Annotated in this window: 18 protein-coding genes and 1 pseudogene; 15 read left to right on the forward strand and 4 right to left on the reverse strand. The window is 67.1% G+C overall.

Going from position 1 to position 26,493, the window contains the following annotated elements:
• Positions 1 to 2,463, forward strand: a 2,463-nt coding sequence (locus L8F96_RS15195) for an ABC transporter permease (RefSeq protein WP_334656515.1), incomplete at its 5' end; no start/stop codon positions are given.
• A gap of 92 nt (positions 2,464 to 2,555) precedes the next feature.
• Positions 2,556 to 3,851, forward strand: a complete 1,296-nt coding sequence (locus tag L8F96_RS15200; protein ID WP_334656516.1) for an Hsp70 family protein — start codon at positions 2,556 to 2,558, stop codon at positions 3,849 to 3,851.
• A gap of 85 nt (positions 3,852 to 3,936) precedes the next feature.
• Here L8F96_RS15200 and L8F96_RS15205 read toward each other — a convergent pair whose 3' ends face one another.
• Positions 3,937 to 6,804 (reverse strand): TonB-dependent receptor domain-containing protein, encoded by a 2,868-nt coding sequence (locus L8F96_RS15205; RefSeq protein ID WP_334656517.1) that lies wholly within the window; start codon positions 6,802 to 6,804, stop codon positions 3,937 to 3,939.
• 301 nt (positions 6,805 to 7,105) lie between these two features.
• Between L8F96_RS15205 and L8F96_RS15210 the strand changes: the two genes are divergently transcribed.
• The 6 genes from L8F96_RS15210 (at position 7,106) to L8F96_RS15235 (ending at position 13,164) form a co-directional block, all read left to right on the forward strand.
• Complete coding sequence (locus L8F96_RS15210; protein WP_052742460.1) at positions 7,106 to 7,750, forward strand: TetR family transcriptional regulator; 645 nt, start codon at positions 7,106 to 7,108, stop codon at positions 7,748 to 7,750.
• Between the two features lie 2 nt (positions 7,751 to 7,752).
• Entirely contained in the window at positions 7,753 to 9,267 is a 1,515-nt protein-coding gene (locus L8F96_RS15215) for an AMP-binding protein (RefSeq protein WP_334656518.1), read from the forward strand.
• Entirely contained in the window at positions 9,264 to 10,652 is a 1,389-nt protein-coding gene (locus L8F96_RS15220; protein WP_197075421.1) for a spinster family MFS transporter, read from the forward strand. Before L8F96_RS15215 ends, L8F96_RS15220 begins: the two co-directional genes overlap by 4 nt.
• Positions 10,653 to 10,684: 32 nt before the next feature.
• The gene (locus L8F96_RS15225; protein WP_125945629.1) at positions 10,685 to 11,467 is read left to right on the forward strand and encodes an SDR family oxidoreductase; all 783 of its coding nucleotides are present in this window, start codon (positions 10,685 to 10,687) and stop codon (positions 11,465 to 11,467) included.
• 64 nt (positions 11,468 to 11,531) lie between these two features.
• Positions 11,532 to 12,791 carry an acetyl-CoA C-acetyltransferase gene (locus L8F96_RS15230; RefSeq protein WP_125945628.1) on the forward strand — a complete coding sequence of 420 codons (1,260 nt, stop codon included), beginning with the start codon at positions 11,532 to 11,534 and terminating at the stop codon, positions 12,789 to 12,791.
• Between the two features lie 121 nt (positions 12,792 to 12,912).
• Positions 12,913 to 13,164 carry a hypothetical protein gene (locus tag L8F96_RS15235; protein WP_125945627.1) on the forward strand — a complete coding sequence of 84 codons (252 nt, stop codon included), beginning with the start codon at positions 12,913 to 12,915 and terminating at the stop codon, positions 13,162 to 13,164.
• A gap of 298 nt (positions 13,165 to 13,462) precedes the next feature.
• Here L8F96_RS15235 and L8F96_RS15240 read toward each other — a convergent pair whose 3' ends face one another.
• Positions 13,463 to 13,984 carry a ferritin-like domain-containing protein gene (locus L8F96_RS15240; protein WP_334656519.1) on the reverse strand — a complete coding sequence of 174 codons (522 nt, stop codon included), beginning with the start codon at positions 13,982 to 13,984 and terminating at the stop codon, positions 13,463 to 13,465.
• Between the two features lie 373 nt (positions 13,985 to 14,357).
• On the opposite strand from L8F96_RS15240, the gene L8F96_RS15245 reads away from it, so the two are divergent.
• The 4 genes from L8F96_RS15245 (at position 14,358) to L8F96_RS15260 (ending at position 18,284) form a co-directional block, all read left to right on the forward strand.
• Positions 14,358 to 16,112, forward strand: a complete 1,755-nt coding sequence (locus tag L8F96_RS15245) for a histidine kinase famiy protein (RefSeq protein ID WP_334656520.1) — start codon at positions 14,358 to 14,360, stop codon at positions 16,110 to 16,112.
• A 221-nt stretch (positions 16,113 to 16,333) separates the two neighbouring features.
• On the forward strand, positions 16,334 to 17,014 hold the full coding sequence (locus L8F96_RS15250) for a DedA family protein (protein ID WP_334656521.1): 681 nt from the start codon (positions 16,334 to 16,336) through the stop codon (positions 17,012 to 17,014).
• Positions 17,011 to 17,973, forward strand: a complete 963-nt coding sequence (locus L8F96_RS15255) for a diacylglycerol/lipid kinase family protein (RefSeq protein ID WP_334656522.1) — start codon at positions 17,011 to 17,013, stop codon at positions 17,971 to 17,973. Before L8F96_RS15250 ends, L8F96_RS15255 begins: the two co-directional genes overlap by 4 nt.
• A 128-nt stretch (positions 17,974 to 18,101) precedes the next feature.
• Positions 18,102 to 18,284: a CsbD family protein gene (locus L8F96_RS15260; RefSeq protein WP_046408228.1), complete on the forward strand. Its 183-nt coding sequence runs from the start codon at positions 18,102 to 18,104 to the stop codon at positions 18,282 to 18,284.
• Positions 18,285 to 18,329: 45 nt separating this feature from the next.
• On the opposite strand, the gene L8F96_RS15265 is transcribed toward L8F96_RS15260, so the two are convergent.
• On the reverse strand, positions 18,330 to 19,691 hold the full coding sequence (locus tag L8F96_RS15265) for a sensor histidine kinase (RefSeq protein ID WP_145120738.1): 1,362 nt from the start codon (positions 19,689 to 19,691) through the stop codon (positions 18,330 to 18,332).
• Positions 19,684 to 20,355, reverse strand: a complete 672-nt coding sequence (locus L8F96_RS15270; protein WP_136450364.1) for a response regulator transcription factor — start codon at positions 20,353 to 20,355, stop codon at positions 19,684 to 19,686. The genes L8F96_RS15265 and L8F96_RS15270 overlap by 8 nt, the downstream gene beginning before the upstream one ends.
• A 195-nt stretch (positions 20,356 to 20,550) precedes the next feature.
• On the opposite strand from L8F96_RS15270, the gene L8F96_RS15275 reads away from it, so the two are divergent.
• From L8F96_RS15275 to L8F96_RS15285, 3 genes and pseudogenes are all read left to right on the forward strand, one after another.
• Positions 20,551 to 21,222 (forward strand): DedA family protein, encoded by a 672-nt coding sequence (locus tag L8F96_RS15275; protein ID WP_046408232.1) that lies wholly within the window; start codon positions 20,551 to 20,553, stop codon positions 21,220 to 21,222.
• A gap of 2 nt (positions 21,223 to 21,224) precedes the next feature.
• Complete coding sequence (locus L8F96_RS15280) at positions 21,225 to 22,061, forward strand: undecaprenyl-diphosphate phosphatase (protein WP_334656523.1); 837 nt, start codon at positions 21,225 to 21,227, stop codon at positions 22,059 to 22,061.
• 1,646 nt (positions 22,062 to 23,707) lie between these two features.
• Positions 23,708 to 26,086: pseudogene (locus L8F96_RS15285) on the forward strand (MG2 domain-containing protein); the annotation flags it as partial.
• Positions 26,087 to 26,493: the final 407 nt, after the last annotated feature.

Here is a 26,493-nt window from a genome sequence, read left to right on the forward strand (position 1 = left end):
GCCCTGGCGAAGAACCGCGCTTATTCGATCATCAACCTCCTGGGGCTGGCGATCGGCATGGCGGCCTGCCTGCTGATCCTGGTCTTCATCCGCTATGAAACCAGCTACGATCGCTGGCTGCCGCGCGGCGAGGATACTTATCAATTCCAGACGTGGATGCCCAATCCGCGCGACGGCGCGCCGTACATGCTGCAGATGTCGAGCTACATCACGGCCGAGCGGCTGAAGAAGGATTTCCCGCAGGTGGAGGCGGTCAGCTACGTGCTCGGCGGCACCCCCTCGATCCTCCGCCAGGGGCAGGTGAGCACGGCGGAAGACTATCTCACGGCGGACAATGATTTCCTCGCCGTGGTCGACCTGCCGATCCTGCGCGGGTCGAAGAACGCGCTGAACGCCCCCGACACCGCGGTGCTGACCCGGTCGGAGGCAATCCGCCAGTTCGGCACCGACGATGTCGTCGGCCGGACGCTCAGCCTCATTCAGAAGGGCAAGACCTATGATTACCGCGTCAATGCGGTGCTTCAGGATCTGCCCAAGAACTCGCACCTTCGCATCAACGCGGTCGTGCGGCGTGATTTCGGCTCCTATTTCACGCAGGAACCCGAATTCCTCACCTGCTGGCAATGCCAGTCGGGCTGGGTCTATGCCCGGCTGAAACCCGGCACCGACGCCGACGCGCTGAATGCGCAGCTCCCCGCCTGGGAGAAACGCAACATCCCCGACGAAAATCTCGCCGGCACGCGCTACAATGCCGGCGACGATACCGACTGGGCACTGGTTCCGGTGGCGGACGTTCACCTCGGCGTCGCGCAGGCCGGCTCGATGGCGCCGGGCAACGATCACCGCTCGATCGTCACCTTCGCCATCATCGCGGTGCTGATCCTGCTGATGGCGGTGGTGAACTTCACCAACCTTGCCACTGCCCGCGCCGGCCAGCGCGCCCGCGAGGTCGCGCTGCGCAAGGTGCTGGGCGCGACGCGCCGCCAGCTGATCGTTCAGTTCGTCGGTGAATCGCTGCTGATCGCCGCCATCGCCGTCGCCATCGCGCTGGCGCTGGGTGAGCTGCTGGTCCGCCCCTTCGCCGCCTTCCTCGATGCCGACCTGCGCTTCAGCTATTTCGGCGCCGACGGCATGTTGTGGCCGGCGCTCGCGCTGATGCTGATCGTCGGTGTCGCCGGCGGCCTCTACCCCGCCTTCTTCCTGTCGCGCTTTCAGCCGGCCAGCGTGCTGAAGGCGAACAAGTCATCCACCGAGACCCCCGGCACCGGCATGCTGCGCAACATGCTGGTGGTGGCGCAATTCGCCATCTCGATCGGCCTCATCATCTGCACCGCGATCGTCTACGGCCAGACCGTCTACGCCCGCTCGGTCGATCCCGGCTACCAGCGCGATCACCTGCTGCAGGTCGGCAACATGAGCCGCTACCAGCTGATCGGCCGGGGCGAGCAGATTGCCGAGCGGATGAAGCGCGTGCCCGGGGTCGTTGCGGTCGGCCGCACCGACATCGGCGTCGCGACGCAGAACACCAACACCACCGGCGTGCTCGTTCCGGGCAATCCGCAGCCCGTCGCGCTTGGCCGCTACCGCGTCGACCACGACTTCCGCGACGCCATGGGGCTTCAGCTCGTCGCCGGTCGCTGGTTCGACCCTGCCCGGCCGATGGACGATCAGACGCTCTCCTTCCCGGAGGATCCGGCCGAGGTCCGCGCATTGGTCGCCCGCGGCGCCAATGTTGTGGTCAACGAATATGCCGCGCGAAAGCTTGGCGCCGCCGATCCCGCGGCGGCGCTCGGCAAGACCTTCCGCATGGCGTTGGGCGAGCAATATGGCGACGTGCCGATCACGGTCGTCGGCGTGGTGCGCGATTCCCGCTTCCGCTCGGTGCGTGAGCCGCTGGAGCCGATCGTGTTCATCGGTTCGCGAGAGGGGCCCTCGACCATGGTGATCCGCTACGACGGTGATCCCGCCGCCGTCCGCGCCGCGGTGGAGCGCGAGTGGCGCGCCGCCGCCAGCGACGTACCGTTCGAGGGCAAGTTCAGCGAGGCGATCATCGAGGAGCTCTACGATGCGGAGGAAAAGCGCGCGCAGATCTTCGCCGGATTCGCGGTGCTCGCGGTGGTGATCGCCTGCCTCGGGCTGTTCGGCCTCGCCGCCTTCACCGCCGAGCGCCGTACGAAGGAGATCGGCATCCGCAAGGTGCTGGGCGCGCGCACGATCGATATCGTCCGGCTGCTCGTCTGGCAGTTCAGCCGCCCGGTGCTGATCGCCAATCTCATCGCCTGGCCGGTCGCCTGGTGGGCGATGCGTGACTGGCTGAACGGCTTCGACACGCGCATGGCGCTGACCCCGGTGCCGTTCTTCCTCGCCGGCGGCGTCGCGCTGGGAATCGCGGTCGTCACCATCGCCGGCCATGCGTTCAAGGTCGCCCGCGCCAACCCGATCCGCGCGCTGCGCTACGAATAGCGGCCGCCGCCACGCTTGTTCGCCCCTGTCGGCCGTGCGATAGGCGCCGCCCTTTCGGCGGGTCTCGCCACGACCAACAAGGGAGACATCGCGTGGACAGCGCCGCCACTGCGCTCGGCCTCGATTTCGGCACCACCAACACCGTCGCCGCGCTGGCCGACGGCACGGGCGAATCGCACCTCGTCTCCTTCGCCGGTGATCGCGCCACCGGCCCGGTATTCCGCTCGGCGCTGTGCTTCTGGGAGGATGAGGACGCGTGGAACGGCATCGCACATGAGGCGGGGCCCTGGGCGATCGGCGAATATCTCGATTCCCCGCTCGACAGCCGCTTCGTGCAATCGTTCAAGACCGTCGCGGCCAGCGCCTCGTTCGAACGCGCGCTGATCTTCGGCAAGCCGTTCCGCTTCGAGGATCTGGGACAGCGTTTCCTGCAGCGGCTCGTCGCGCACAGCGGCGGCCGGCTCGATCGCCGCCCGCGCCGCGTCATCGTCGGCCGTCCAGTCGAATATGCCGGCGCGCGGCCCGATCCGGCACTCGCGCGGCAACGCTATGACGCGATGCTGGCCGATTTCGGGGTAGAGCTTCACTATGTCTATGAACCGCTCGGCGCCGCGTTCAGCTATGCCGCGCGGCTGACGGAACCAGCGACGATCCTGGTCGCCGATTTCGGCGGCGGCACGACCGATTTTTCGATCGTCCGGGTCGAGGCGCCCGGCGCCGCGCGCCGCTGTGTCCCGCTCGCCTCCGCCGGCATCGGTATTGCCGGCGATCGCTTCGACCAGCGCATCGTCAGCCAGCTGCTGCTGCCGCTGCTGGGCAAGGGCGGCCACTATCGCTCGTTCGGCAAGGTGCTCGACATTCCCGGCGGCTATTTCGCCGATTTCGCCGATTGGTCGCGCCTCGCCATGATGCGCAACCGTCGCACGCTGGAGGAGCTTCGCCGGCTTCAGCGTGATTGCATCGATCCCGTGCCCATCGGCCGAATGATCGCGCTGATCGAGCATGAACAGGGTTTCCCGCTCTACGATGCCGTGGGGCAGGTGAAGCGCGCGCTGTCGCAGGGGGAGGAGGCGGTGTTCCATTTCGAGGGCGGCGGCGTCGACCTGCGCGCGACCGTCACGCGCGAAGCGTTCGAACAATGGATCGCCGACGACCTCATCCGGATCGAGGCGGCGATGGACGTGGCATTGGCGCGCGCCGCAACCGACGCGGCCGCGATCGACCGCGTGTTCCTCACCGGCGGTTCCTCGCTCATCCCCGCGATCCGCGCGATCTTCGACCGCCGCTTCGGCAGTGAGCGGATCGCCACCGGCGGTGAACTCACCTCGATCGCGCATGGCCTGGCGCTGATCGGCGAACAGCCCGATCTCGCCGGCTGGACCGCCTGACACCAAAGGGCCCGGCCGCAGCGAACCTGCGACCGGGCCGTGACTTTTCGAGAAAAGGGCAGGGGCGCTCACCCCCGCCCAATGCTCAGAAGCGGATGCGCCCGCCGACCGTGATGTACCGCCCGATCGTGTCGTACAGCAGCGGGTCCACCACGCGCGACGTGCCGAGCGAGATGTTGTTGGTGTCCGACGGCGGTGGATCCTTGTCGAACAGATTGTTGATCGACAGGAACAGCTCCGGCTTGGCGTTGCCCGCCTCGATCTGCTGGCGGATCGTGAGGTTGGTGTAGAACACCGCCGGCACGTGATCCTGGTCGATCGTGACCGGCGGGATCACGCGGCGGTGCGCGCCGATGAACCGCTCCTGGATCGCGATGGTGGTGCCGCCCGACGTATAGGTCGCCTGCAGGTTCGCGCGCCAGCTGGGGAAGGATCCCGTGCCGGCATATTGCACCGCCGCCACGCCGCGCGCTTCCTGCGTGTAATTGTCGAGATACGTCGCAATCCCGCGCAGGCTCAGCTGCCCGCCGGCAAAGCGCGTCTGGTAGCTCGCGTCGAAGTCGATGCCGGAAATGTCGACCGTCGCGATGTTCAGCGCGACGCCGTTGACGTCGGTCAGCCGCCCGTCGGCGCCGCGCACCGTCAGCGCGCACAGCCCCTGGTCACCGGCAAAGCACTGGTTGACCAGCTGCTGCGCCGACAGCGTCTGGATCGCATCGTCGATCTTGATCTTGTAATAGTCGACCGAGAAGCCGAGCCCCGGCAGGAATTCGGGGCGATAGGACAGGCCGGCCGCAATCGTCTTGGCGCGCTCGGGCAGCAGGTCGGGGTTGCTGCCGGTGAAGGTGAACACGTTCTGCGTCACCAGGTTATTGTTGAACGGGTCGACGATCGCCACGACGTTGCGCGAACGCGGCCCGAACAGGTCGCCGATATTGGGTGCGCGGATGTCCTGCGAATAGGTGCCGCGCAGCCGCAGGCCGGATACCACCTCGCTGGTCAGGCCCAGCTTCCACGTCGTCACGCCGCCGCTGGTGCTGTAATCCGTGCGGCGGATCGCACCGTTGAAGTCGATCGACTGCAGGAAATTGTCGCCACGATACAGCGGCACCAGCACTTCGCCGAACGCTTCCTTCACATTGTATCCGCCGCCCGACGGTTGCGGATTGGTCGCGACGAACCCGATCCCCTGCGAAATCGGATCGACCGTGATCGTGCCCGACATGTCACGATATTCGGCGCCCACCGCGGCCGCCACGTCGCCCGCCCAGGTGGAGAACAGATTGCCACGCACCGTCAGCGCGACGACGTCCTGCTTGGCGATCGACCGTGCGAAACCGGCACCCTGCTGATAGGCGCGCTGCTCCGCCGTCATCGGCGTCTGGCCGAACGGGTTCCACGCCACGCAGCCATTGTCGGGGTTGGTCAGCGACGAACGGCAGACGATCTGGCCGGTCGCTGGATTGACCACCGCATCCGCCGCCAGGCGCGTGTTGGCGTTGATCCGCTGGTTGCTGGTTTCCAGCAGGTAACGCGACTCGCCATGTTCGTAATAGCCGTCGATGGTGAACTGGCCGACCGTCGCCTTGAACCCGGCGGTCAGGTTCAGCGTCTTGGTCGTGTTGGTCACCCGGTTCTGGCCAAAGGTCATGTCGACCTTGCCCAGCTCGATCGCGCTGTATCCGTTGGCGGCCATCGCATTGCGCAGATTGTCGGGCAGGAAGGCATTGTCCGCCTGCACGACCAGCGCGGCGGTGCCGATGAAGAACGGCGCCAGCAGCGGATATTCGCTGCGCGAATAGCCATAGGCACCTTCGGCAAAGACCGAGAAATTGTTGCTGAACTCATATTCGGCATGGCCGAAGATGTTCTTGGCGTTCAGCTCCGACACGATCGCCGCCGGGTAGCGCGGGCCGTCGCCGCCGACCTCGACCGTCCCGGTGAACAGCTCGCCGTGGCGATAGGCGGATTGCGAACCATCCGCGCCGAACTGGATGTCGCGCAGCGGCCCGGTGGTGATCCGCGTCCCGCCGCGGCGCATCCCGGTGATCAGCCCGCCATAGGTCGCGGCGGCAAGATTGACGTTCTCGCGCAGCAGCAGCTGCGGCTGCCCCGCCTGGCCCGACAGCGGGTTGGGCACCATCGCCCAGCCACGATTGGCCCATTCGCGCGCGCGCCCGTCGACCGGCGCCTGTTCGTTGATCGATCCGCTGATGACGATGCTGCCGCGATCGTCGTCGAAGCCAAAGCCGGCCGATGCCTCGGCGGCCCAGCTATGCCCGTCGCCATGCGTCGAGATGCCGTTGCGCAGCTCGCCCATCACACCGCGGAATTTGGTGTCGAGCACGAAATTGACGACGCCGGCCACCGCGTCCGATCCATAGGCCGCCGATGCGCCGCCGGTCACGATGTCGACGCGCTTGATCAGCTGCTGCGGGAACATCGAGATGTCCGCGGTGCCGGTCACGCCCGATGCCGGCGGACGGCGCCCGTCCAGCAGCACCAGCGTGCGGGTGATGCCCAGGTTGCGCAGATTGGCGGTGCTCGACGTGCTCGATACCGATCCGCCCGGCGTGAAGCTCGGGGTCGACGGCCCGGTCGATCCGGTCAGCTGCGGCAATTGGCGCAGCGCCTCGGTCAGGTTCGGCGCGGCGTTGCGCAGGTCCTGGCTCCCGACGACGGTGATCGGCGTCGGCGCCTGGTATCCGTTGCTGACGACGCGCGAACCCGTGACGATGATGTCACCATCGGTGGAGGAGGCGGATTCGCGCTCGGCCGATGCTGCCGGCTCCAGCGACTCGGTCTGCGACTGGCCGGGGGTGCCGGTCGGCGCGGTGCCGGCGACCGCATCGTCGGGCACGGTGCCAAGGCCGGCCGGCGCGGTCTGCGCCGCCGCACTGGTCGCACTGATGGCGATGATGGAGCAGCACGCCAGCATGTTGATGAGCTTCAAGACTTCCCTCTCCCTTGCACGCACCTTCGATCCACCCGGTCCCCGCGCGCTCCGTATCCTCGGATATCGCTGGCAGGGCATGGCCGCAGGTCGACTGATCATCTTTTTAACGGATGAACAAGAAGGCCTTTAATGCCCTTTCACACTTTGCTTTACAAGTGTGAAAAATCGGGTCTATTCAGCGGCGAACGAAAAATGGGCAGGTGATGGCGAACGGCGACGGAATGGATGATCGGGGATGTGGCCGGCACCGGGCGTTCCGTGGCCGATTGTCTCCGCTGGCAGGCCGGCGGCAGGCCGCATGACGGCCGCCACTGATCGCGGCGCGGCCGCCGGTGCGGCCCGTCTTGGGGCCTCCGCACGCGATATCCTGCTCGACGCCGCGCGCGACCTGATGATCGAAACCGGCAGCAGCGATGTCTCGCTTCACGCCATCGCCCGCCGCGCCGGCGTCACCGCCCCGCTCGTGAAATATTATTTCGGTGGCAAGGAAGGGCTGCTCACCGCGCTGGTGGAGGCCGATACCAGCCGCTCGCTTACCCAGCTTGAGGGGCTGCTCGCAATGGACGTGTCGGCCACCCAAAAACTGACCCTGCATGTCACCGGAATCATTCGCAATTACGCCCGTCACCCGTATCTGAACGGGCTGCTCAACCGCCTGGTGCGCGACTCTGGCAACGAGGCGTCGGAGCGGATCAAGGCCAATTTCGTCGAGCCGCTGATCAACGCCCAGCGCCGGATTATCGAGCAGGGGGTCGCCGCGGGCGAATTCCGCGCGATCGATCCCGACCACGCCTATTTCCTCATCGTCGGCGCCTGCCAGTACCTGTTCGCCACCCGCGTCCCCTTCGGCGACCTGATGAACGGCGCGCCCTCGCAGGACACGTTCGTGCGTACCTTCACCGCAGAGGCGGTGGACTTCATCCTCCGCGGGCTGCGACCCTAGCCATGCACCCCCGCCGATTTGCCACGCAAACCCCTGACAAACCGGCCTATATCATGGCCGGCACCGGTGAGGGCGTCACCTATGCCGAGCTTGAGGCACGCGCCAATCAGGTGGCGCACTGGCTGCGCGATCAGGGCGTTCGCGCCGGCGAGGTCGTCGCGATCATGGCGGAAAATCACCCGCGTTTGTACGAGTTCATCTGGGGCGCGCAGCGGATCGGCGTCCATTATCTGCTGATCGCGACCGCGCTGACCGCCGGAGAGGTCGACTATATCCTGCGCGACGCCGATGCGCGGATCGCCATCCTCTCGGCTCGGGTGTTGGAACGCCTCGGCGAGCCGCCCTTGCCGGGGCGCACTTCATGCCTCGACGATGATCTGGTCGCGACGGTGCGCCGCTACCCCGATCATCCCGTGCGCGACGAGGCGCCCGGCACCGACATGCTCTATTCGTCGGGCACCACGGGCTTCCCGAAGGGCATCAAGTCGCCGCTTCCCGCCAGCTTCGACCAGCCGCCCCGCGCGGTCGAAATCGGCACCCGCTTCTTCGGCTATGCGCAGGACAGCATCTATCTCTGCCCCGCGCCGCTATACCATGCCGCCCCGCTGCGCTGGAGCCTTGCGATCCATCGCCTCGGCGGCACCGTCATCCTCATGGAACGGTTCGACGCCGCCGCGGCGCTGTCGGCGATCGCCCGCCACCGCGTGACCATCGCGCAGGTGGTGCCAACGCATCTTGCCCGCATGCTCGCGCTGCCCGCCGAGGAGCGCGGAGGCCACGACATCTCCTCGCTCCGCTCCGTGTTCCACGCCGGCGCACCCTGTCCCGTGCCGCTGAAGTACCGCGCGATCGAGTGGTTGGGGCCAATCGTCGGCGAATTCTACAGCGGGACCGAAGGGGTCGGCCTCACCGTCGCCACCTGCAGCGACTGGCTCGCGCATCCCGGCACCGTCGGCCGCGCGGTCCAGGGCGAGATCCGCATCTGTGGCGAGGATGGGGAGCCGCTTTCGACGGGCGACGAAGGACTTGTGCGCTTCGCCAACGCCAATCCCTTCGCCTATCACAAGGATCCCGAACGCACTGCCGCGGCGTACAACCAGCATGGCTGGCCCACCCTCGGCGACATCGGGCGCATCGATGCCGACGGCTTCCTGTACCTCACCGATCGCGCCAGCTTCATGATCATCTCGGGCGGCGTGAACATCTACCCGCAGGAGGTGGAGAACCGCCTGTTGCAGCACGCACAGGTCGCCGATGTGGCGGTCGTCGGATTGCCCGATCCCGAGATGGGCGAGCGGGTGGTGGCACTGGTCGAGCCGCGCATATGGCCGCTCCTGGACGAAGCAGCGCTGGCCGCCGACCTCGACGCCTTCGCCCGCCAGGGCCTCAGTCCGGTGAAGGTGCCGCGCCGCTACGTTTTCCGACCCACGCTGGAGCGTACCGATGCGGGCAAGCTGGTGAAGCGGCGACTGCGCGACACCTTGCTGGCCGAGGATACAGAAATGGTGATCCAATGAGCGACGCGGCAACGATGGGTCGATCGGACACGGTGCCGGGGGGTCTGCAACCCGCTGCACCGGCGGCGGAACCGCAGGGTGCGGCGTCCTTCCCGCTGCCAAGCGCTGCGGCCGCACGCTATTCGGTGTGGCTGCTGACCGTCATCTACATGCTGAACTTCGTCGATCGGCAGATCGTCAACATCCTGGCCGAACCGATCAAGCGCGATCTGGGGCTCGCCGACTGGCAGCTGGGCGCGATGACGGGCCTCGGCTTCGCCATGCTGTACACGACGCTGGGCATCCCCATGGCACGCCTCGCGGAACGCTATCACCGCGGCCGGATCATCTCCGGGTGTCTTGTCGTGTGGAGTGGCTTCACCATCCTGTGCGGCCTGACGACGACCTTTGCGCAAATCCTGTTCGCCCGCATCGGTGTCGGTGTGGGGGAAGCGGGGTGCACGCCCTCGGCGCAGTCGCTGATTGCCGACAGCGTGCCGGCGAACCGGCGCGCGTCGGCGCTCGGCACTTTCTCGATGGGCGTGCCGATCGGCTCGCTCGCGGGCCTGATGATCGGTGGGCTGATCGCGCAAAGCTATGGCTGGCGGGCGGCCTTCATGGTCGCTGGCGCGCCCGGCATCCTGCTGGGCGTGATCGCCTTTGCCACGCTGCGCGACCCGCGCCCCGCAGGAACGCCGAAGGATCGTGCGAACCTGCTGCCGCTCAGCGCGGTGCTGAAGCAATTGCGCGGTCAGCCTGCCTTCTGGTGGCTCGCCGCGGGCTCGGCGATCACCTCCTTCGTCGGCTATGGGCAGCAAGCGTTCTACGTCTCCTTCTTTCTGCGCAACTACACACCGGAACTCACCGCCGCGGCGCAGGCGGTCGGCTTCGCCGGGCCGCTCGCCTTCATCGGCGTCACCCTGGGCATCGTGCTGGGCGTGTCCGGCGGCCTTGGCACCTTGATCGGCGGGCGCCTCGGCGATCGCTATGTCGCGCGTGGACCCGGCGGCTATGGCATGGTCGCTGCGATTTCGATGCTGATCTCCGGCCCGCTTCTCGCCGCGGTATTCTTTCTCGGCAGCGGCCTGACGATCCTCGTGCTGCTGACCGTGCCCCTGTTCTTCAAGAACATGTGGTTCGGCCCGGTGTTCGCCGCCATCCAGGGCATGATCGCCCAGCGCTCACGCGCCACTGCCACCGCGATCTTCCTGTTTGTCCTCAATGCAGGCGGGCTGGGCTTGGGCGCGCTGCTCACCGGGCTGATCAGCGACCTGTTCGCCACCAGCTACGGCGAGGCGGAGGGGGTACGCTACGCGCTGGCGGCGACGTCGCTGGTCTCCTTCCTGTCGGCGGCCTGTTTCTGGCGGGCCGCCGTCGTGATGCGCCGCGAAGCTGCTGGCGCGTGAGCAACGCTTTCTTTTCTGAAGGGAATCACTGAATGCAGATCACCGCTGACACCGCCGCCGTCGTGACCGGCGGCGCCTCCGGCCTCGGCCGCGCCAGTGCGGAGGCGCTCGCCGCCGCCGGCGTGAAGGTTGCCATCTTCGATCTGAACGAGGAAGCGGGACAGGAAGTCGCCGACGCGATCGGCGGCATCTTCTGCCACGTGAACATCATGAGCGAGGAGTCGGTCCTCGCCGGTTTCGAGAAGGCGCGTGCCGCCCACGGGCAGGAGCGTATTCTGGTTCACTGCGCGATGGCCAACCGCAAGGGCAAGACTGTCGGCCGCAACAAGCAGACCGGCGAGTTCACCCGCTTCTCCACCGAGGATTTCGCCTTTGCCACCGACGGCATCCTGATCTCCAGCTACCGCATGGCCTCGCTGTCGGCGTTCGGGATGGCCGGGCTGGAGCCGCTGGAGGACGGCGAGCGTGGCGCGATCATCCTGACCTCATCGGTCGCGGCGCAGGACGCGCAGATCGGGCAGGTGGCTTACGGCGCCGGCAAGTCGGGCGTAAACGGCATGGTGCTGCCGATGGCGCGTGACCTCATGGACCTGGGCATTCGCGTGAACGCGATCATGCCGGGCATCTTCGGCACGCCGCTGCTGGGCAAGCTGCCACAGCAGGTGTTCGACAATCTCAACGCGTCGGTGCCCTTCCCCAAGCGCCTGGGCAAGCCGGAGGAATATGCCTCGCTGGTTCTCGAACTGGTGCGCAACGCCTATTTCAACGGCCAGTCGATCCGCCTCGACGGCGCCATCCGCATGGCGCCGCGCTGATCCGTCCGATCCCTGCGGCAACGCTGCAGGGTCGATTTGATGCCTCATGGAAGGAAGAGCTGCCATGTCCGCTGCCTATATCGTCGATGCCGTCCGCACCCCGCGCGGGGGGGGCAAGCTGGGCAAGGGTGCCCTGACGCATCTGCATCCCCAGCACCTTGGCGCCACCGTGCTGAAGGCGCTGCGCGACCGCAACGCGCTGGATACGTCGCGGGTGGACGACATCATCTGGTCGACCAGCCAGCAGCGCGGCAAGCAGGGCGGTGATCTGGGCCGGCTGTCCGCGCTGTTCGCGGGCTATGACGTCAAGGCGTCGGGCGTGACGCTTGACCGTTACTGCGGCGGTGGGATCAGCAGCGTCGGCTTTGCCGCGTCACAGATCATCGCCGGGTTCGAGGATGTCGTTATCGCCGGCGGGACCGAGATGATGAGCCACCATGCCGAGGCGGACGGCTGGGAGCAGGGAACGCCCTTCGCGGAGCTTGGGCGCGCCAAGGGCAATTACGCGCTGTACGAGGAGCATCCGATCTCGCACGTCGGCGTCGCCGCGGACGCGATCGCCGCGATGGAGGGCATCGGACGCGCCGAACTCGATGCATTTGGCGCCGAGAGCCAGCGCCGCGCCGCGCTTGCCATGGCGGAGGGCCGCTTCGACCGCAGCATCGTCCCGGTCCATAACGACGACGGCACGGTTGCGCTGGACCACGACGAATATCCCCGGCCGGAAACCACCGCGGAAAGCCTCGCGGCGCTGAAGCCCAGCTTCGCCGCGATCGCCAACGTGCCGGCATCCCCTGATGGCACCACGATGAAGCAGATGATCCAGCGCAAATATCCCGAGCTGGAATGGGAGCCGGCGCATCATGCCGGGACGTCATCGGGCGTGGTGGATGGCTCGGCAGCGCTGCTGCTCGCCTCCGAGGAGGGCTTGCGGGCCAATGGCTGGAAGGCGCGCGCGCGCATCGTCACCGCCGTCAACCAGGGTGATTGCCCGACGTTGATCCTCAACGCGCCGGTGCCCGCCGCGCGCAAGGCGCTCGAGCGTGCCGGTCTGACCGTGGACGACATCGACGTGTGGGAGATCAACGAGGCATTCGCCGTCGTCACCGAAAAGGCGATCCGCGATCTCGGGCTCGACCGTGGCAAGGTCAACATCAATGGTGGCGCCATTGCGCTCGGCCATCCGATCGGGGCGACAGGATCGATGTTGATCGGGACCGCCCTGGACGAGCTTGAGCGTTCCGGCGGACGCTATGCGCTGATCACGCAATGCGCCTTTGGCGGCATGGCGCCGGCGATCATCATCGAGCGGCTGGACGGCTGACGCTTTCCGCGTCGGCGGCGTTGGGCCGCGCCGGGAACGGGCGGTCCGGCGCTTCGTTGCCTCTGGAGAACCCAAGCCGATCAGGGTCTTGTGACCGCGTGATCGGCATCCGGAGGTGATGATGAGCAGCAAGCAGCCGATGCAGGCAGACGGCGCCGCGAGCAAGACGGCGCGCAGCGGTGAAACGCCCGGGCAGGAGAAGAGCGGCGGCGAGAGCCAGGGCGGCGCCTATCCCAACCCACACAGCGACAAGAATGGGAGCAAGAAGGGCGGCAAGTTCGACGGCGGCCAGTCCGAACGCGCCTATCATGGCACCGGCCAGCTCGGCGAGCAGAAGACCGGCGAGCAGCCCAATGCAGGTTCGACCGAATAGGCGCGCCCGCGCCCGATCAATGCGTCTCCCGTTCGACCTTTAAAAGCGAAAGGCCGCCCTCTTGCGAGGACGGCCTTTCCATTGTCAGCCGTTCAGGGCCTTCGTCAGGCGACGACCACCTTGGTGGAGGCCGCGTTCATCGAGTGAGCCTTGAGCGGCGTGAGACAATGAGACATTCGACCACCTCCTTTCAGTTGTTGCAGGGTAGCGGCGATATGGAAATCATCGCCGCTCTTTCAAGAGCTTAGCGGGGGCTATAGAGCGGCGCCCGCGCTGGCGCTCACACCTTGGCCTTCGCTTACACCTTGGCCTTCAGGGAGCCGCCCTCAGCATAGAGCGTCGCATAACGGCGCGTGACCATTGGTAGCGATTCATCGATCCACGCGGCCATCGCCTCTTCTTCGCGCAGCGACTGCTTCAGCGCGGCCGTGGCAGTGGAGAAGCCGCCGTCATCGGCCATGACCAGCAGCGACTTGTACGCGGCGATCTCGAAATGCTCGAAGGCGTAGTTCGCGAAGCTGTTCTTGACGATCTCGTCACCCGCCATGCTGTGCGTGATCGCGGCCATGCTGCCGGACATGCTGAGGCCAAGGTCCTTGATCGTGGAACTGCTGGTCTCGAAACTCGCCAGGATCTCCTCCAGCCGCGCAATCTGGCCGTTGGTCTCCTCGATATGAGCGCGCAGCCGATCGGCGACTTCGGGGTAGTGTTCGATGCGCGCCACTTGCGGGGTCATGATCGAAAGGGCCTGCTTTTCCACCGCATGCGCGTTGACCAGGCCGGTGATGAACAATTCGCGAAGCACATCGTGACTGGGCATCAGGCTTGACTCCTTTGCGTGACAGACAGCGAAGATCGGGGGCAGGACCCCGATATGATGGGATAATGCCCGCCATCGATCTTCTGCGGTCCTCAACCCATGAGCCGGCGGATCGTCTCCGCGCAAAGGCCGGCGACGACGGGAAAACCCGCTAACTTCGATCAGCCTGCGCAGATTGCTTGGCGGCTTCCGCTTGTCATCGCGGAATGAAGTAGGGGAAAACGGCTTCTCTACATGCCTGGCAAGGTGATGAGATGCCCACGGTCGCCGTCTGCATGACTGGCGCGCAACGCGGCCTCATCATTGCGTTTCGTCGCAAGGAAGCGCAAACATGGCTTGAACTTTTAGACTGCTGGCTCGTACCGCATTACTGATGCCTGCCCCGCACGAACCGTCCGACCCCGCCAAGCACACCGACTCCGAAGGAGGGGGGCAGGCATCCGGCCGCCCCGCGGCAGGGAAGCTGGATCAGGGCAGCACCGAGACGATGCCGCAGCCGGGGCTGCATCATTGGCGCGAAAGCACGATCACCGATCCCGATCTGCAGAATCGCGGCGGCGTGTTCTTTGCCGCGATCGAGATGACGCGGATGCCGATGATCCTCACCGATCCCAATCGGGAGGACAATCCGATCGTCTTCGCCAACAAGGCCTTCCTTGACCTCACCGGCTATGAGGAATCGGAAGTGCTCGGACGCAACTGCCGCTTTCTCCAGGGAGCGCAGACCGACCGCAACTCGGTCGCTGAGCTCCGCGAGACCGTGGCGGAGAAGGGTTCGATCGCGCTCGAGATCCTGAATTATCGCCGCGATGGTACGCCGTTCTGGAATGCGGTGTTCATCGGCCCGGTCTATGACACCGATGGCAAGCTGCAATTCTTCTTTGCCAGTCAGCTGGATGTCACGCGGCGGCGCAACACCGAGCAATCCTACCGCCAGGCCCAGAAGATGGAATCAATCGGCCAGCTCACGGCTGGGCTGGCGCACGATTTCAACAATCTGCTGCAGGTGGTGAACGGCAATCTGGAACTGGTCACCGCGACTGACGATCCCGCCCGGATCAGGCGCTACGTCGCGGCGGCGCAATCGGCGGCCGAGCGCGGTGCCAAGCTGACACGGCAATTGCTGGCCTTCGCACGCAAGACCCGGCTTGAGCCGCGCGCTGTCAACCTGACGCAGCTGGTGTCGGAATTCAGCGAGCTGATCGAAAGCTCGGTCAACAAGCAGGTCGACATTCATCTCAGCCTGCGGCGCGGCCTGCCCTATGTCGTGCTCGACCCTGACCAGCTCGAAATGGCGCTGCTGAATATCGTCAACAATGCACGCGACGCGATGAGCGACGGTGGGCTGGTGACGATTGCCACGCGCCCGCTGCGCCTGACCGAGGAAATCGCCGCCACCGACCTGGAACCCGGCGACTATGTCGTCCTTGAGGTGCAGGATGAGGGACCGGGGATGAACCCCGACGTGGCCGAGCGCGCAACTGAGCCGTTCTTCACCACCAAGGGCGTGGGCAAGGGCACGGGTCTTGGCTTGGCGATGGCCAGCGGCTTCGTGCGCCAGTCGGGCGGGCGGCTGGAGATCGAGACGGCGCCGGGTACCGGCACCACCGTCCGCATGATCTTTCCGGTCCGCCGCGACGCCGAGGTGGAGCCGGCGCGCGAGCAGCAGCAGGAGGAGCAACGCCTCGACGATACCTTGGGTCCGGCACATATCCTCGTCGTCGAGGACAATGACGAGGTGTTGGCACTGGCGCGCGAGATCCTTGAAACCCAGGGCTACAAGGTGTCGACCGCCGTTACCGGCGAAGATGGACTGCGCCTGTTCGATGAACTGCACCCCAAGACGCGTATCGACCTGCTGTTCACCGATCTGGTGATGCCGGGCGGCATGAACGGCCTGATGCTCGGCGACGCGATCATTGCGCGCGATCCATCGGTGTCGATCCTGATGACGACCGGCTATAATGAGGAACTGGTCGTTAACGGCCCGCGCGCCCGAGCATCGGACGTGCTGAGCAAACCGTACCGCCGTGCCGAACTGCTGGACCGGGTGCGTCAGGCGCTCAATCGGCGTGGTGAGAACGGCGACCGACGTCGTCGGTCGGATTTCGGCGCGGCGCAGGCCTGAACCTCTACCGCTTCCTCGCCCGATCCGGGGCACCTATCAGCCAGTAGATTGAAAAGCCCCAATCTTTCCGTGGGGCGATTGCGCAGGAGCGGGACAGGCGGCTAGCGCCCGTTGAACGCGGGGCGCGTGTCTGCGCCCCATCTGCGTCGGGCGGTTGCCCGACGGTTCCGCCGCTGCCGCCATGTGACCGGGCAACCCCCGGTAGTCGCAGCGACGATCGAATGGACGTCCGAACGATGCACGATCGCTGGTCCGATGCTGCCGAGCTGATTGCGGCCCATCGCGAGATCGCGGGCCTGCTGATCGGCGCGCTCACCTTTCTGGAATGTACCGCGGTGGTGGGCGTGCTGTTTCCCGCGACGGCGACGATGCTGGCGATCGGGGGGATGGTTGGCGCGCGGCTGCTCGACCCGATCGTCATCGGTCCGCCTGCGATCATCGGCGCGATCCTGGGCGGCTGGCTGTCGTTCCGGATGGGCCGCTGGCTTGGCCCGCGGGTGCTGTACCGCCGGCCGTTCCGGCGCCACCGCCCCGCTGCGGCGCGGGCGCGGCTGCTGTTCAGCCGCCACGGTGTCGCCCTGCTGCTGGCAGCGCGCTATTATGCGCCGGCGCGCGCGACCGTGCCGATGGTGGCCGGCATCCTCAACATGCGCCGGTCGCGCTTCCACATCGCAGATGCGGCGGCCGCAGTGCTGTGGGTCGTGTCGCTGCTGACGATCGGCAGCCTCGCCGCCGCTGCACTTGATGAGATGGCGATCGGCGCGACGGGCAAGCTGATCCTGTTCGCCGCGATGGTGATCCTGACGAGCGCGATCAGCACCGCCGCGATGAAGCGGCTGTTTGGCGGAGAGCGCGGCCGGGTGCGCGGTGGGATGGACGCGCGGGAGGCGGCGCGTCCGTGACCCTCGCCCTTGCCGCGGCCATCCCGGCCGCAACTCATCGCGTGGCGATCGTCCGCAACATCTACAGCCGGCACAATCGGGGTCGGGCCGACGCGCACCAGCCAGCCACGGTCGCAGGCATCCCGGTGCACGAGCCTGCCAGCAAGGCGGCGCTGGAACGCCATCTGGCGCAGCTTGCGGCCGAGGGGGTGGAGACGCTGGTCGTTGACGGCGGTGACGGAACGATCCGTGATATCCTGACGATCGGCCTGCCCCTCTTCGGTGCCCGAATGCCGGCGATCGCGCCGGCCCCATCCGGCAAGACCAATGCGCTGGCGCATGACCTCGGCATCGGCACGCGCTCGCTTGAGGATGCCGTGCGGGCAATCGCAGACGGCCGGCGGGTCACGCGCCGCGCGCTGGCAGTGACGCGGGCAGGGGAGGCGACGGTGCTGCACGGCTTCTTGTTGGGCAGCGGCGCCTTCGTGCGCGCCACTGCGCTGGCGCAGCGGGCACATCGCTTCGGCGCGTTCAACGGGGTCGCCGTGGGACTGTCGCTCGCCTCGGTGATCGGCCGGACGCTATTTGGCGGTGACAATGGCGTCTGGCGCCGTGGGGAGCCGATGGCGCTGGCACGCGACGGCAGGGTCGCGATCGACCACCAGACCTATATGTTTCTGGCCGCCGCGCTGAGCCGCTTCCCGCTGGGATTAGCGCCGCTCGGGAATGGGCCGTTTGCAGACGACCGTGTCGCCAGCCTCACCATCGACGCACCGCCGCGGCACTTGCCACGCCACTTGCCGGCGCTGCTGCGCGGCGGTGCCGACGATGCGCTCGCACGGGCCGGTTATCACCGCTGCCGCGACCGTCAGGTGGAGCTGGACACCACGAGCGGCTTCGTGATCGACGGCGAACGTTTCGATGGCGGACGGATCATGATCCGGCGCGGCCCGGTCGTGACCTTCATCGCTGGCCGCTGATCCATCGACAATCATTGAAAGCTGCCAATGTTGTGCCCGGGGGCCGGCGCGAACGGCACCCGCCCGCCTTGTGACGCGTTATTGATCCGAAGCGACCCCGTTGCGGGGCCGTGACAAGGAGAACAACCATGGGTGAAGCCACCGACAAGCTCGCCGCCGCCGGCAACAAGCTGGCTGGCAACATCAAGGAAGCGGTCGGCAAGTCGACCAACAATCCCGATCTCGCCGCCGAAGGCCAGGCGCAGCAACTCAAGGGCACCGGCCAGGATGTGAAGGGCAGCGTCAAGGGTGCGCTGGGCGACAAGATCTGAACCGATGGCCTGCCGCGCCGGGAAGATGTCCGGCGCGGCGGGCGATCAATGTGCGGCCTTTTGCATCCGCGGCAGGATGATCCGCACGCTGAGCCCCGGCGCATTGTCGGCCAGCTCGATCGTGCCACCGTGCGAGGCGACGATCGCCGCCACCAGGCTCAGGCCCAGCCCGTGGCCGCTGCCGCCACTCGCCATTCGCTCAAACGGTTGCAGCGCGCGCGCCCGATCCGCCTCGGCAATGCCAGGGCCATCGTCGGCGATGGTCAGCTCGACCGTCGGATGGGCGCTGTCCTTGCCCGATATCAGTGACAGCGTGATGCGCGCCCCCGGCGGCGTGTAGCGCAAGGCGTTTTCCAGCAGGTTGACGACGATCTGCGCCAGGAGGTCGCGGTCGCCGTTGACGGTGATGCCCGGCTCCAGCCGGGTGACAAGCGCGCGTCGCCCGTCCTCCGCCGCCAGCGCATAGCTTTCCGCGAGCGCCTCGACCGTGGCGGTGAGCGCGACAGGACGGAAATAGGCCCGAAGCCCGCCTGCTTCGACCTCGGCGATGCGCAGCAGCGCCGCGAACAGCGACAGGATTGAATCGATATCGGCGATCGACCGCTCGATCGCCGCAGCTTCCGGCGTACCCTCTCCGGCATCGGCCAGCGATTGCTCCATCCGCAGCCGCAGCCGCATGATCGGCGTGCGCAGCTCATGCGCGACGTCGCTCGATACACGGCGAAGGTTGACGATGTGCGCCGCGTTGCGATCCAGCATATCGTTCAGCGTCGCGGCGAGCTGGTCGAACTCGTCATTCTGCTGGCTGACCGGTATCCGGGCGTCGAGCTGCCCGCGGCTGACCGCGCTGGCGATGCGATTGATGGTGTTGAGGCGGCCGATGATGGTGCGGCCGAACAGCGCGCTGCCGACGATGGCGATGGCGACCAGCAATACGAGTCCCAGCGCAAACAGGAACAGCAGGCGATTGCGCAGCTGGACGGGCAGGTCCGATTCCATCGCCACCGTCAACTGAAGCCCGCCGGGCAGCCGGGTGACGAGCGATCGCGCGGGGTGTCCTTCGCCGTCGGGATCGCGGAAACGGATGTCGTGCCAGCCCTCGCCCAGCGCCTCGGTAACGAGTTCGCCGCCCAGCCGTCGCCCGTCGGGCGCGGTCAGGAGATAGCCGAAGCTGTTGACGCCGCGATCGTCGCGCCGGCGCAGCGCCTCCATCAGCGCGGCAAGATCGCCTTCCTCGGCAACGGCCCGCAGCGCGCGGGTTTCGGCGATGATCTGTGCGTCGAGCTGCTCATGCACCACGTCCTCGCCGAGCAGATAGGCGCCGGCACCGAGCAGCAGGGTGACCAGCGCGAAGCCGGCGGTGAAGAACAGCGTGATCTGCCGGACCGTATGCGCGCGGTCAGGCATCGGGATTCAATCGGTAGCCGACACCGCGCACCGTGGTGATGGCGTCGACGGCAAAGCCCGCGTTCAGTTTCTGCCGCAGCCGGCTCATGTGCGTTTCGACGATGTTGGTCTGCGGATCGAAATGGAGGTGCCAGACCTGCTCCAGCAGCATGGTGCGCGACACGGTCTTTCCATTCTGGCTGACCAGCCGTTCGAGCAACGCGAACTCGCGCGGCTGGAGAACGATGCGCTGGTCGCCACGCCACGCCTCGCGGCGCAGCCGATCGATCCGGATCCTGCCGAAGGTGGCGACTGCCTGCAGGTTCATGCCCCGCCGCAACAGCGCCTCGACGCGCGCGACCAGTTCCGCCACCGCAAAGGGCTTCACCAGATAATCATCCGCCCCAGCGCGCAGCCCGGTTACCCGGTCCTCGATCGACCCTAGCGCCGTGAGCATCAGCACCGGGCCGAGATAGCCGCGGCCACGCGCCTCGATCACCATTGAAACCCCGTCCGTGTCGGGCAGCATGCGGTCCACGACGAGGAGGTCGGGGGCATGCGCCTGCAAGCTGCGCAATCCGGCCTCGGCGCTGGGTTCAACGACCGCCGTATGTCCTTCCGCGGTCAAGGCATCGAGGATCCGCGCGCCCGCCTCCGCCTCGTCCTCGACAATCAGCAACCGCACGCACCACCTCCCGCCGTGATCCCCTCACTCATAAACGCTGTTGGGCAGCATCGCGCGGCAGAAAGGTTGCAAATTCCCAATCTTCGGGGCGGGCGATTGAGCGTCCGCGTCGGTCCGCCTAGTGCCGCAACCCCGTGACCCGTGCCCTGTCCCCCGCCACCCGCCGTTCCACTCGCCCCATCGGGAGCCGCTGACGTGGATGAAGCAATCGGCCGCGTCGCCACCTTCATCGCCGATCATGCCATCTGGGCAGGACCGATCGTCATGCTGCTGACCTTTGGCGAATCCTTGGTCGTCATTGGCATGCTGATCCCCGCCACCGCGCTGATGATCGCGATCGGTGGGATGATCGGCACCGGTCTGCTGGATCCGGCGAGCGTACTGATCTGGGCCATCGTTGGCGCGGTCCTCGGCGACTGGGTATCCTATGTGCTCGGCCGCAAGTTCGGACCGGCGGCGTTCCGGCGCTGGCCGCTCAACCGCTATCGGCTGGCAGCCGCAAAGGCGCGGCTGGTGTTTCGTCGTTATGGCGCGGCGTCGATCCTGCTGGGCCGGTTCCTCGGCCCGATGCGGTCGACCGTACCGCTGGTCGCCGGGGTGCTCGGCATGCGCCAGCGCACCTTCCAGATCGCCAATGTCGTCTCGGCGATCCTGTGGGTGCCCGCGCTGCTGCTGCCCGGCTATCTCGCGGCGCGGTCGGTCGGCGGCGTGCAGATCACGGAGATGCACCTTCTCGCCGTGGCGGGCATCGTCGCGGTCATCACGCTGGGCGGCAGCGCGCTGAGCGTGCGGTTCCTGCGCCGCGGCATGGCCCCGCGTGAGCGCCGCGCCCTGACCCCGCGCACGCCGCAGCGCGACCCCTCCTGACGATGGCGAACAGCTGGGTCGAGGCGGCGATCCTGGGGCTGGTACAGGGGCTGACCGAGTTTCTGCCCGTTTCGTCCAGCGCGCATCTGCGCATCGTGGGGGCGCTGATGAACCCCGGAACGGATCCGGGCGCCGCCTTCACCGCCATCACGCAGATCGGCACCGAACTAGCCGTGCTGCTGTACTTCCGCCGCGATCTGTGGCGCATCGCCGCCGCATGGCTGGGCGCGCTGGGCAAGCCGTGGCGCGCAATGGACGCCGACGCGCGCGCCGGCTGGCTGGTGCTGATCGGCACGCTGCCGATCGTGGTGCTCGGCCTGTTGTTCAAGGATGCGATCGAAACGGTGCTGCGCGACCTGCGCATCACCGCGACCATGCTGATCGTGTTCGCGATTGTCCTCGGCTTCGCCGACCGTGTCGGGGCGAAGCGCCGGCCGCTGGAATCGATGAGCGTGCGCGACGGCGTCCTGCTTGGCTTTGCGCAGGCGATGGCGCTGATTCCCGGCGTGTCGCGGTCGGGGGGCACGATCAGCGCCGGGCTGCTGCTGGGTTACACGCGTGAGGCAGCGGCGCGCTATTCGTTCCTCCTCGCTGTGCCCGCCGTGCTGGGATCCGGATTGTATCAGTTGGCGAAAAGCTGGGGTGACTGGGGCCCGATCGGGCCGGGTGAAACCGCGCTGGCGACGCTGATCGCCTTCATCGTCGGCTATGGCGTCATCGTCGTGTTCCTGCGGCTGGTGAGCACACGCGGCTATTGGCCTTTCGTGATCTACCGCATTGCCATCGGGCTCGCCGTATTCGCACTGGTCGGCGCGGGGATCATTCCCGCGACCGCCTGATCCCACCCTGCTATTCCGCTGGACTTGAGCCGCGCGGAAAGTAGCCTGGAAAGCGGGCATCGGAGGGGTGGGGCATGAAGCCGACGATTGGGTTTGCGCTGCTAGCCATGCTCCTCGTGCCCGCCAGCGTGTCGGGTGACAACAGCCCGCGCGTCGTCATGGCCACCCCCGGCGGCAGCGGCGGCGCGATCGATCGCTTCACGATCCGCTTCAGCCAGCCGATGGTGCCGCTGGGCGATCCGCGCGCGGGGTCACCCGTCACCGTCACCTGTTCGATCAACGGCGAGGGTCGCTGGGTCGATCAGCAGACCTATGTGTGGGAATTCGTCGGTCCGCTCCCCGGCGGCACGAACTGCGAACTCAAGACGCGCGACGGGCTGAAGAGCGTCAGCGGCTATGCGCTGCCTGGGCAGCAGCGCTTCACCGTCGACGCCGGCGGTCCGCGTGCGCGTGCCGTGCTTCCCGCCAGCCGTGACGAGATCGAGGAGGATCAGGTGTTCCTGGTCGCCGCCAATATGCGCGCCTTGCCTGCCTCGGTGGCCGCTAATGCGTACTGCGCGGTGGATGGGATCGGCGAAAAGATTGCGGTCGACGTTCTGCCCGCCGATGTGCCGGCCAAGGTGCTGTCGGGCATGGGCAGCGATCGCTGGGAAGTGCGCAGCTTCCTCGAAAATGCCGGCCTTCCCGACACGCTCCCCGACAATGCCGCAGACCGGCAGAAGATGCTGGGCGCGGTAACGGCGCTGCAATGCCGCCGCCCGCTGCCGCCGGGACGCGACATGGCGCTGGTGTGGGGCGGAAAGATCGCAGGCAGTGGCGGCAGGCTGGCCGGCGCCGACCAGCGTTTCGACTATAGCGTGCGCGCGCCTTTCACGGCGCGGTTCGAATGCAGCCGCACCAATCTGCAAGCGGGGTGCAGCCCGGTACAGCCGGCGCGGGTCCGCTTCACCGCGCCCGTGCCGCTGAGCCAGGCCGCTGCGATCCGCCTGACCACCGCCGATGGCAAGCAGATCGCGCCCAAGCTGTCGGATGAGGCGCGCCGTAATGCGACGGTGACCGACGTGACCTTTGCCGCGCCGCTGCCGGCGGGCACCACCGGCACGATCACGCTCCCCGCAGGGATCAAGGATGAGAGCGGGCGCCCGCTCGCCAATGCCGAACGCTTCCCCCTCGACGTCCGCTTCGATGTGGCACCCCCGCTGGTGAAGTTCGCCGCGAGCTTCGGCATCCTTGAGGCTGGCGAGGGCGGCGTGCTGCCGGTGACGGTGCGCAACGTCGAGCCTGAGTTGCAGGGCCGCGGCGTGGCGGTCAGCGGCGACAGCCTGCGCGTGACCGGCAGCGATGGCGAGATCGCACGCTGGTTGCGCGCGGTCGCCACCGCGGACGAGACCGATATCGAGACGGTCGAACGGGGATCGGAAACGATCCGCATCAACCACACGGGCGAGAAATCCATCCTCCCCGCCGGTGCCGGATCGCCGATCACGGTGACGCTGCCGGGCAAGGGCAAGGAGTTCGAAGTGGTCGGCATTCCGCTGACCAAGCCGGGCTTCTACGTGGTCGAGCTCGCCAGTCCGGTGCTTGGCCGCGCGTTGTTGGGTCGCGATCAGACGCGCTATGTCGCCAGCGCTGCGCTGGTCACCAACATGGCGGTGCATTTCAAGTGGGGCGAGGAACGCAGCCTTGCCTGGGTGACGCAATTGTCGGACGGCAGGCCTGCCGCGAACGCGCTGGTGCAGGTGACCGACAGTTGCACGGGCAAGCTGCTGGCGCGCGGCATGACCGACCGCACCGGCGGCCTCTTCATCCCCGCCGGCCTGCCGCGGCCCGAAACCTATTCCAATTGCGAATCCGCCGGTTCTCCCCATGCGCTGATGGTCTCCGCGCGGCGTGGTGACGATTTCAGCTTCACGCTCTCTGATTGGGGCGAGGGCATCCGGCCGTATGATTTCGACTTGCCCTATGGCTACACCGCGCGGGGCGAGATGGTTCACACCGTGTTCGATCGCGCGCTCGTGCGGCAGGGCGACACGATCCACATGAAGCATATCCTGCGCCGTCCGATCGGCGCCGGATTCGCCCTGGCGCCTGCCGTCCGTGGCACGCTGCGCTTGTCGCACCGCGGATCGGACACGCAGTTCGAGCTGCCACTGGCGATCAATGCCAGCGGCGTGGGCGAAAACAGCTGGACCGCCCCCAAGGGCACGCCAATGGGTGATTACGACCTCTCGATCATCGCGGGCGATCGATCGATCGAGACGAACCAGTCCTTCCGCGTGGACGAATATCGCCTGCCCACCATGCGCGCGACCGTGACGGGTCCGAAGGCGGCGCTGGTGCGGCCGGCCCGCGTGCCACTTGACCTTTACGCCGGCTATCTGTCGGGCGGCGGCGCGTCGAACCTGCCGGTGGACCTGCGCGTCGGCTGGTTTGCGCGCAGTGCAACGCCCGCGGGCTATGACAATTTCACCTTTGGCGGCCGCGCGGTCATCGAAGGCGTACGGCCGCTGAACGGTGAAGGCGAGGAGGATCGCACCGAATTGCCACCGACGCAGACGGTGCCGGTGCGCCTGGGCGCCGATGGCACCGCACGCCAGACGATCGAAGTACCGCAATCACTCGACGGCAGCGCCGACATGCGCGTGGAGATGGATTATCAGGATGCCAATGGCGAAACGCTGACCGCGTCGCGCACCATCCCGATCTATGCCTCCGGTGTGCAACTGGGCATCCGCACCGACGGCTGGCTGATGAAGCAGGATGACCTCAGGCTTCGCTTCGTCGCGCTGAATACCGAGGGAAAGCCGATCAAGGGGCAGAAGATCGCGGTGGCGCTGTACCGCCGCGAGGTGCTGACCGCGCGGCGGCGGCTGATCGGCGGCTTCTACGCCTATGACAATCAGATGCGCACGACGAAGCTGGACGCTGGGTGCACCGCGACCACCGACGCGCAGGGGCTGGCGCAATGCACCGTTGATCCGGGGGTGTCGGGCGAAGTCTATGCCGCGGCGACCACCACGGATGCCGACGGCCATGTCGCACGCGCGGTGCGCAGCGTGTGGCTGGCGGGCGAGGACGATTGGTGGTTCGGCGGCGACAATGGCGACCGGATGGACCTGATCCCCGAGCAGCAGACTTACAAGGCCGGCGATACCGCGCGCTTCCAGGTGCGCATGCCATTCCGCGAGGCAACCGCGCTGGTAACGGTCGAGCGCGAGGGCGTGCTGTCCAGCTTCGTCACCCATCTATCGGGCAACAATCCGGTCGTGTCTGTGCCGATGGCCGGCAGCTTTGCCCCCGACGTCTATGTATCGGTGATGGCGGTGCGCGGCCGGGTGGAAAGCGGGTTCTGGACGTGGATCAACCGGATCGCGCGCACACTGGGGTTGTCGAGCAAGCCGGACGAGGCGCAGGCTCCCACCGCGCTCGTTGATCTCGCCAAGCCGGCCTATCGCATGGGCATGGCCAGGGTGAAGGTCGGCTGGGAAGCGCACGAACTGCGCATCGCGGTGAAGGCGGACCGGGACCGTTATGCCCCGCGTGATACCGCGCAAGTGGCGGTTGAGGTCCGCCGCCCCGACGGGAAGCCGGCACGGTCGGCCGACCTTGCCTTTGTCGCCGTCGATCAGGCGCTGTTGCAACTGGCGCCGAACGAAAGCTGGAACCTGCTCCCCGCCATGATGGGGGAACGGCCGCTGTCGGTGCTGACCTCCACCGCGCAGATGCAGGTGGTGGGCAAGCGCCATTACGGGCGCAAGGCGGTGGAGGCTGGCGGTGGCGGCGGTGATGCCTCCGCGCTCAACCGTGAGAATTTCGAGCCCGTGCTGCTGTGGCGCGATCGGGTGGCGCTCGACGAACAGGGCCGCGCCCGCATCGCCGTGCCGTTGTCGGATGCGCTGTCGTCGTTCAAGCTGGTGGGGATCGCCACCGACGGCGCGCAATTGTTCGGCACCGGCAGCACCGATATTCGCACGGCGCAGGATCTGTCGATCTTCGCCGGGCTGCCGCCGCTGGTGCGCACAGGCGACTATTTTTCGGCCGCCTTCACGCTGCGCAATGGCTCCGCCCGACCGATGACGGTGACCGCCAATGTCGACGTCTTCCCGCGTATTGCCGCTGGGCGCCCGCTGACGGTGACGATCCCGGCGGGTGGCGCCAAGGCGGTGGCGTGGAACCTGACCGCACCCCAGGGACATGACAGGCTGCGCTGGCAGGTCAGCGCACGTGCCACCGATGGCCGCGCAAGCGACAGGATCACCGTCACGCAGGATGTGATTCCCGCGGTCCCGGTCGAGGTTTGGGCGGCGACGCTCGCCCGCGTCGGCGCCGACACGCAGATCCCGATCGCACCGCCGGCCGGCGCGCTTCCCGGCCGCGGCACGCTCGACATCCGGCTCGACGACAGCCTCGCGCCGCCGCTGCAGGGCGTGCG

It is taken from the genome of Sphingomonas panaciterrae (genome assembly GCF_036890205.1).
Classification (GTDB): domain Bacteria; phylum Pseudomonadota; class Alphaproteobacteria; order Sphingomonadales; family Sphingomonadaceae; genus Sphingomonas; species Sphingomonas panaciterrae.

What these genes read in the sequence shown, in the direction of transcription:
- L8F96_RS15235 (WP_125945627.1), top strand. Translation starts at nt 12,913, where the DNA reads ATGAGCAGCAAGCAGCCGATGCAGGCAGACGGCGCCGCGAGCAAGACG.
- L8F96_RS15230 (WP_125945628.1), top strand. Translation starts at nt 11,532, where the DNA reads ATGTCCGCTGCCTATATCGTCGATGCCGTCCGCACCCCGCGCGGGGGG.
- L8F96_RS15210 (WP_052742460.1), top strand. Translation starts at nt 7,106, where the DNA reads ATGACGGCCGCCACTGATCGCGGCGCGGCCGCCGGTGCGGCCCGTCTT.
- L8F96_RS15265 (WP_145120738.1), bottom strand. Translation starts at nt 19,691, where the DNA reads ATGCCTGACCGCGCGCATACGGTCCGGCAGATCACGCTGTTCTTCACC.
- L8F96_RS15225 (WP_125945629.1), top strand. Translation starts at nt 10,685, where the DNA reads ATGCAGATCACCGCTGACACCGCCGCCGTCGTGACCGGCGGCGCCTCC.
- L8F96_RS15240 (WP_334656519.1), bottom strand. Translation starts at nt 13,984, where the DNA reads ATGCCCAGTCACGATGTGCTTCGCGAATTGTTCATCACCGGCCTGGTC.
- L8F96_RS15220 (WP_197075421.1), top strand. Translation starts at nt 9,264, where the DNA reads ATGAGCGACGCGGCAACGATGGGTCGATCGGACACGGTGCCGGGGGGT.
- L8F96_RS15280 (WP_334656523.1), top strand. Translation starts at nt 21,225, where the DNA reads ATGGCGAACAGCTGGGTCGAGGCGGCGATCCTGGGGCTGGTACAGGGG.
- L8F96_RS15250 (WP_334656521.1), top strand. Translation starts at nt 16,334, where the DNA reads ATGGACGTCCGAACGATGCACGATCGCTGGTCCGATGCTGCCGAGCTG.
- L8F96_RS15245 (WP_334656520.1), top strand. Translation starts at nt 14,358, where the DNA reads ATGCCTGCCCCGCACGAACCGTCCGACCCCGCCAAGCACACCGACTCC.
- L8F96_RS15215 (WP_334656518.1), top strand. Translation starts at nt 7,753, where the DNA reads ATGCACCCCCGCCGATTTGCCACGCAAACCCCTGACAAACCGGCCTAT.
- L8F96_RS15260 (WP_046408228.1), top strand. Translation starts at nt 18,102, where the DNA reads ATGGGTGAAGCCACCGACAAGCTCGCCGCCGCCGGCAACAAGCTGGCT.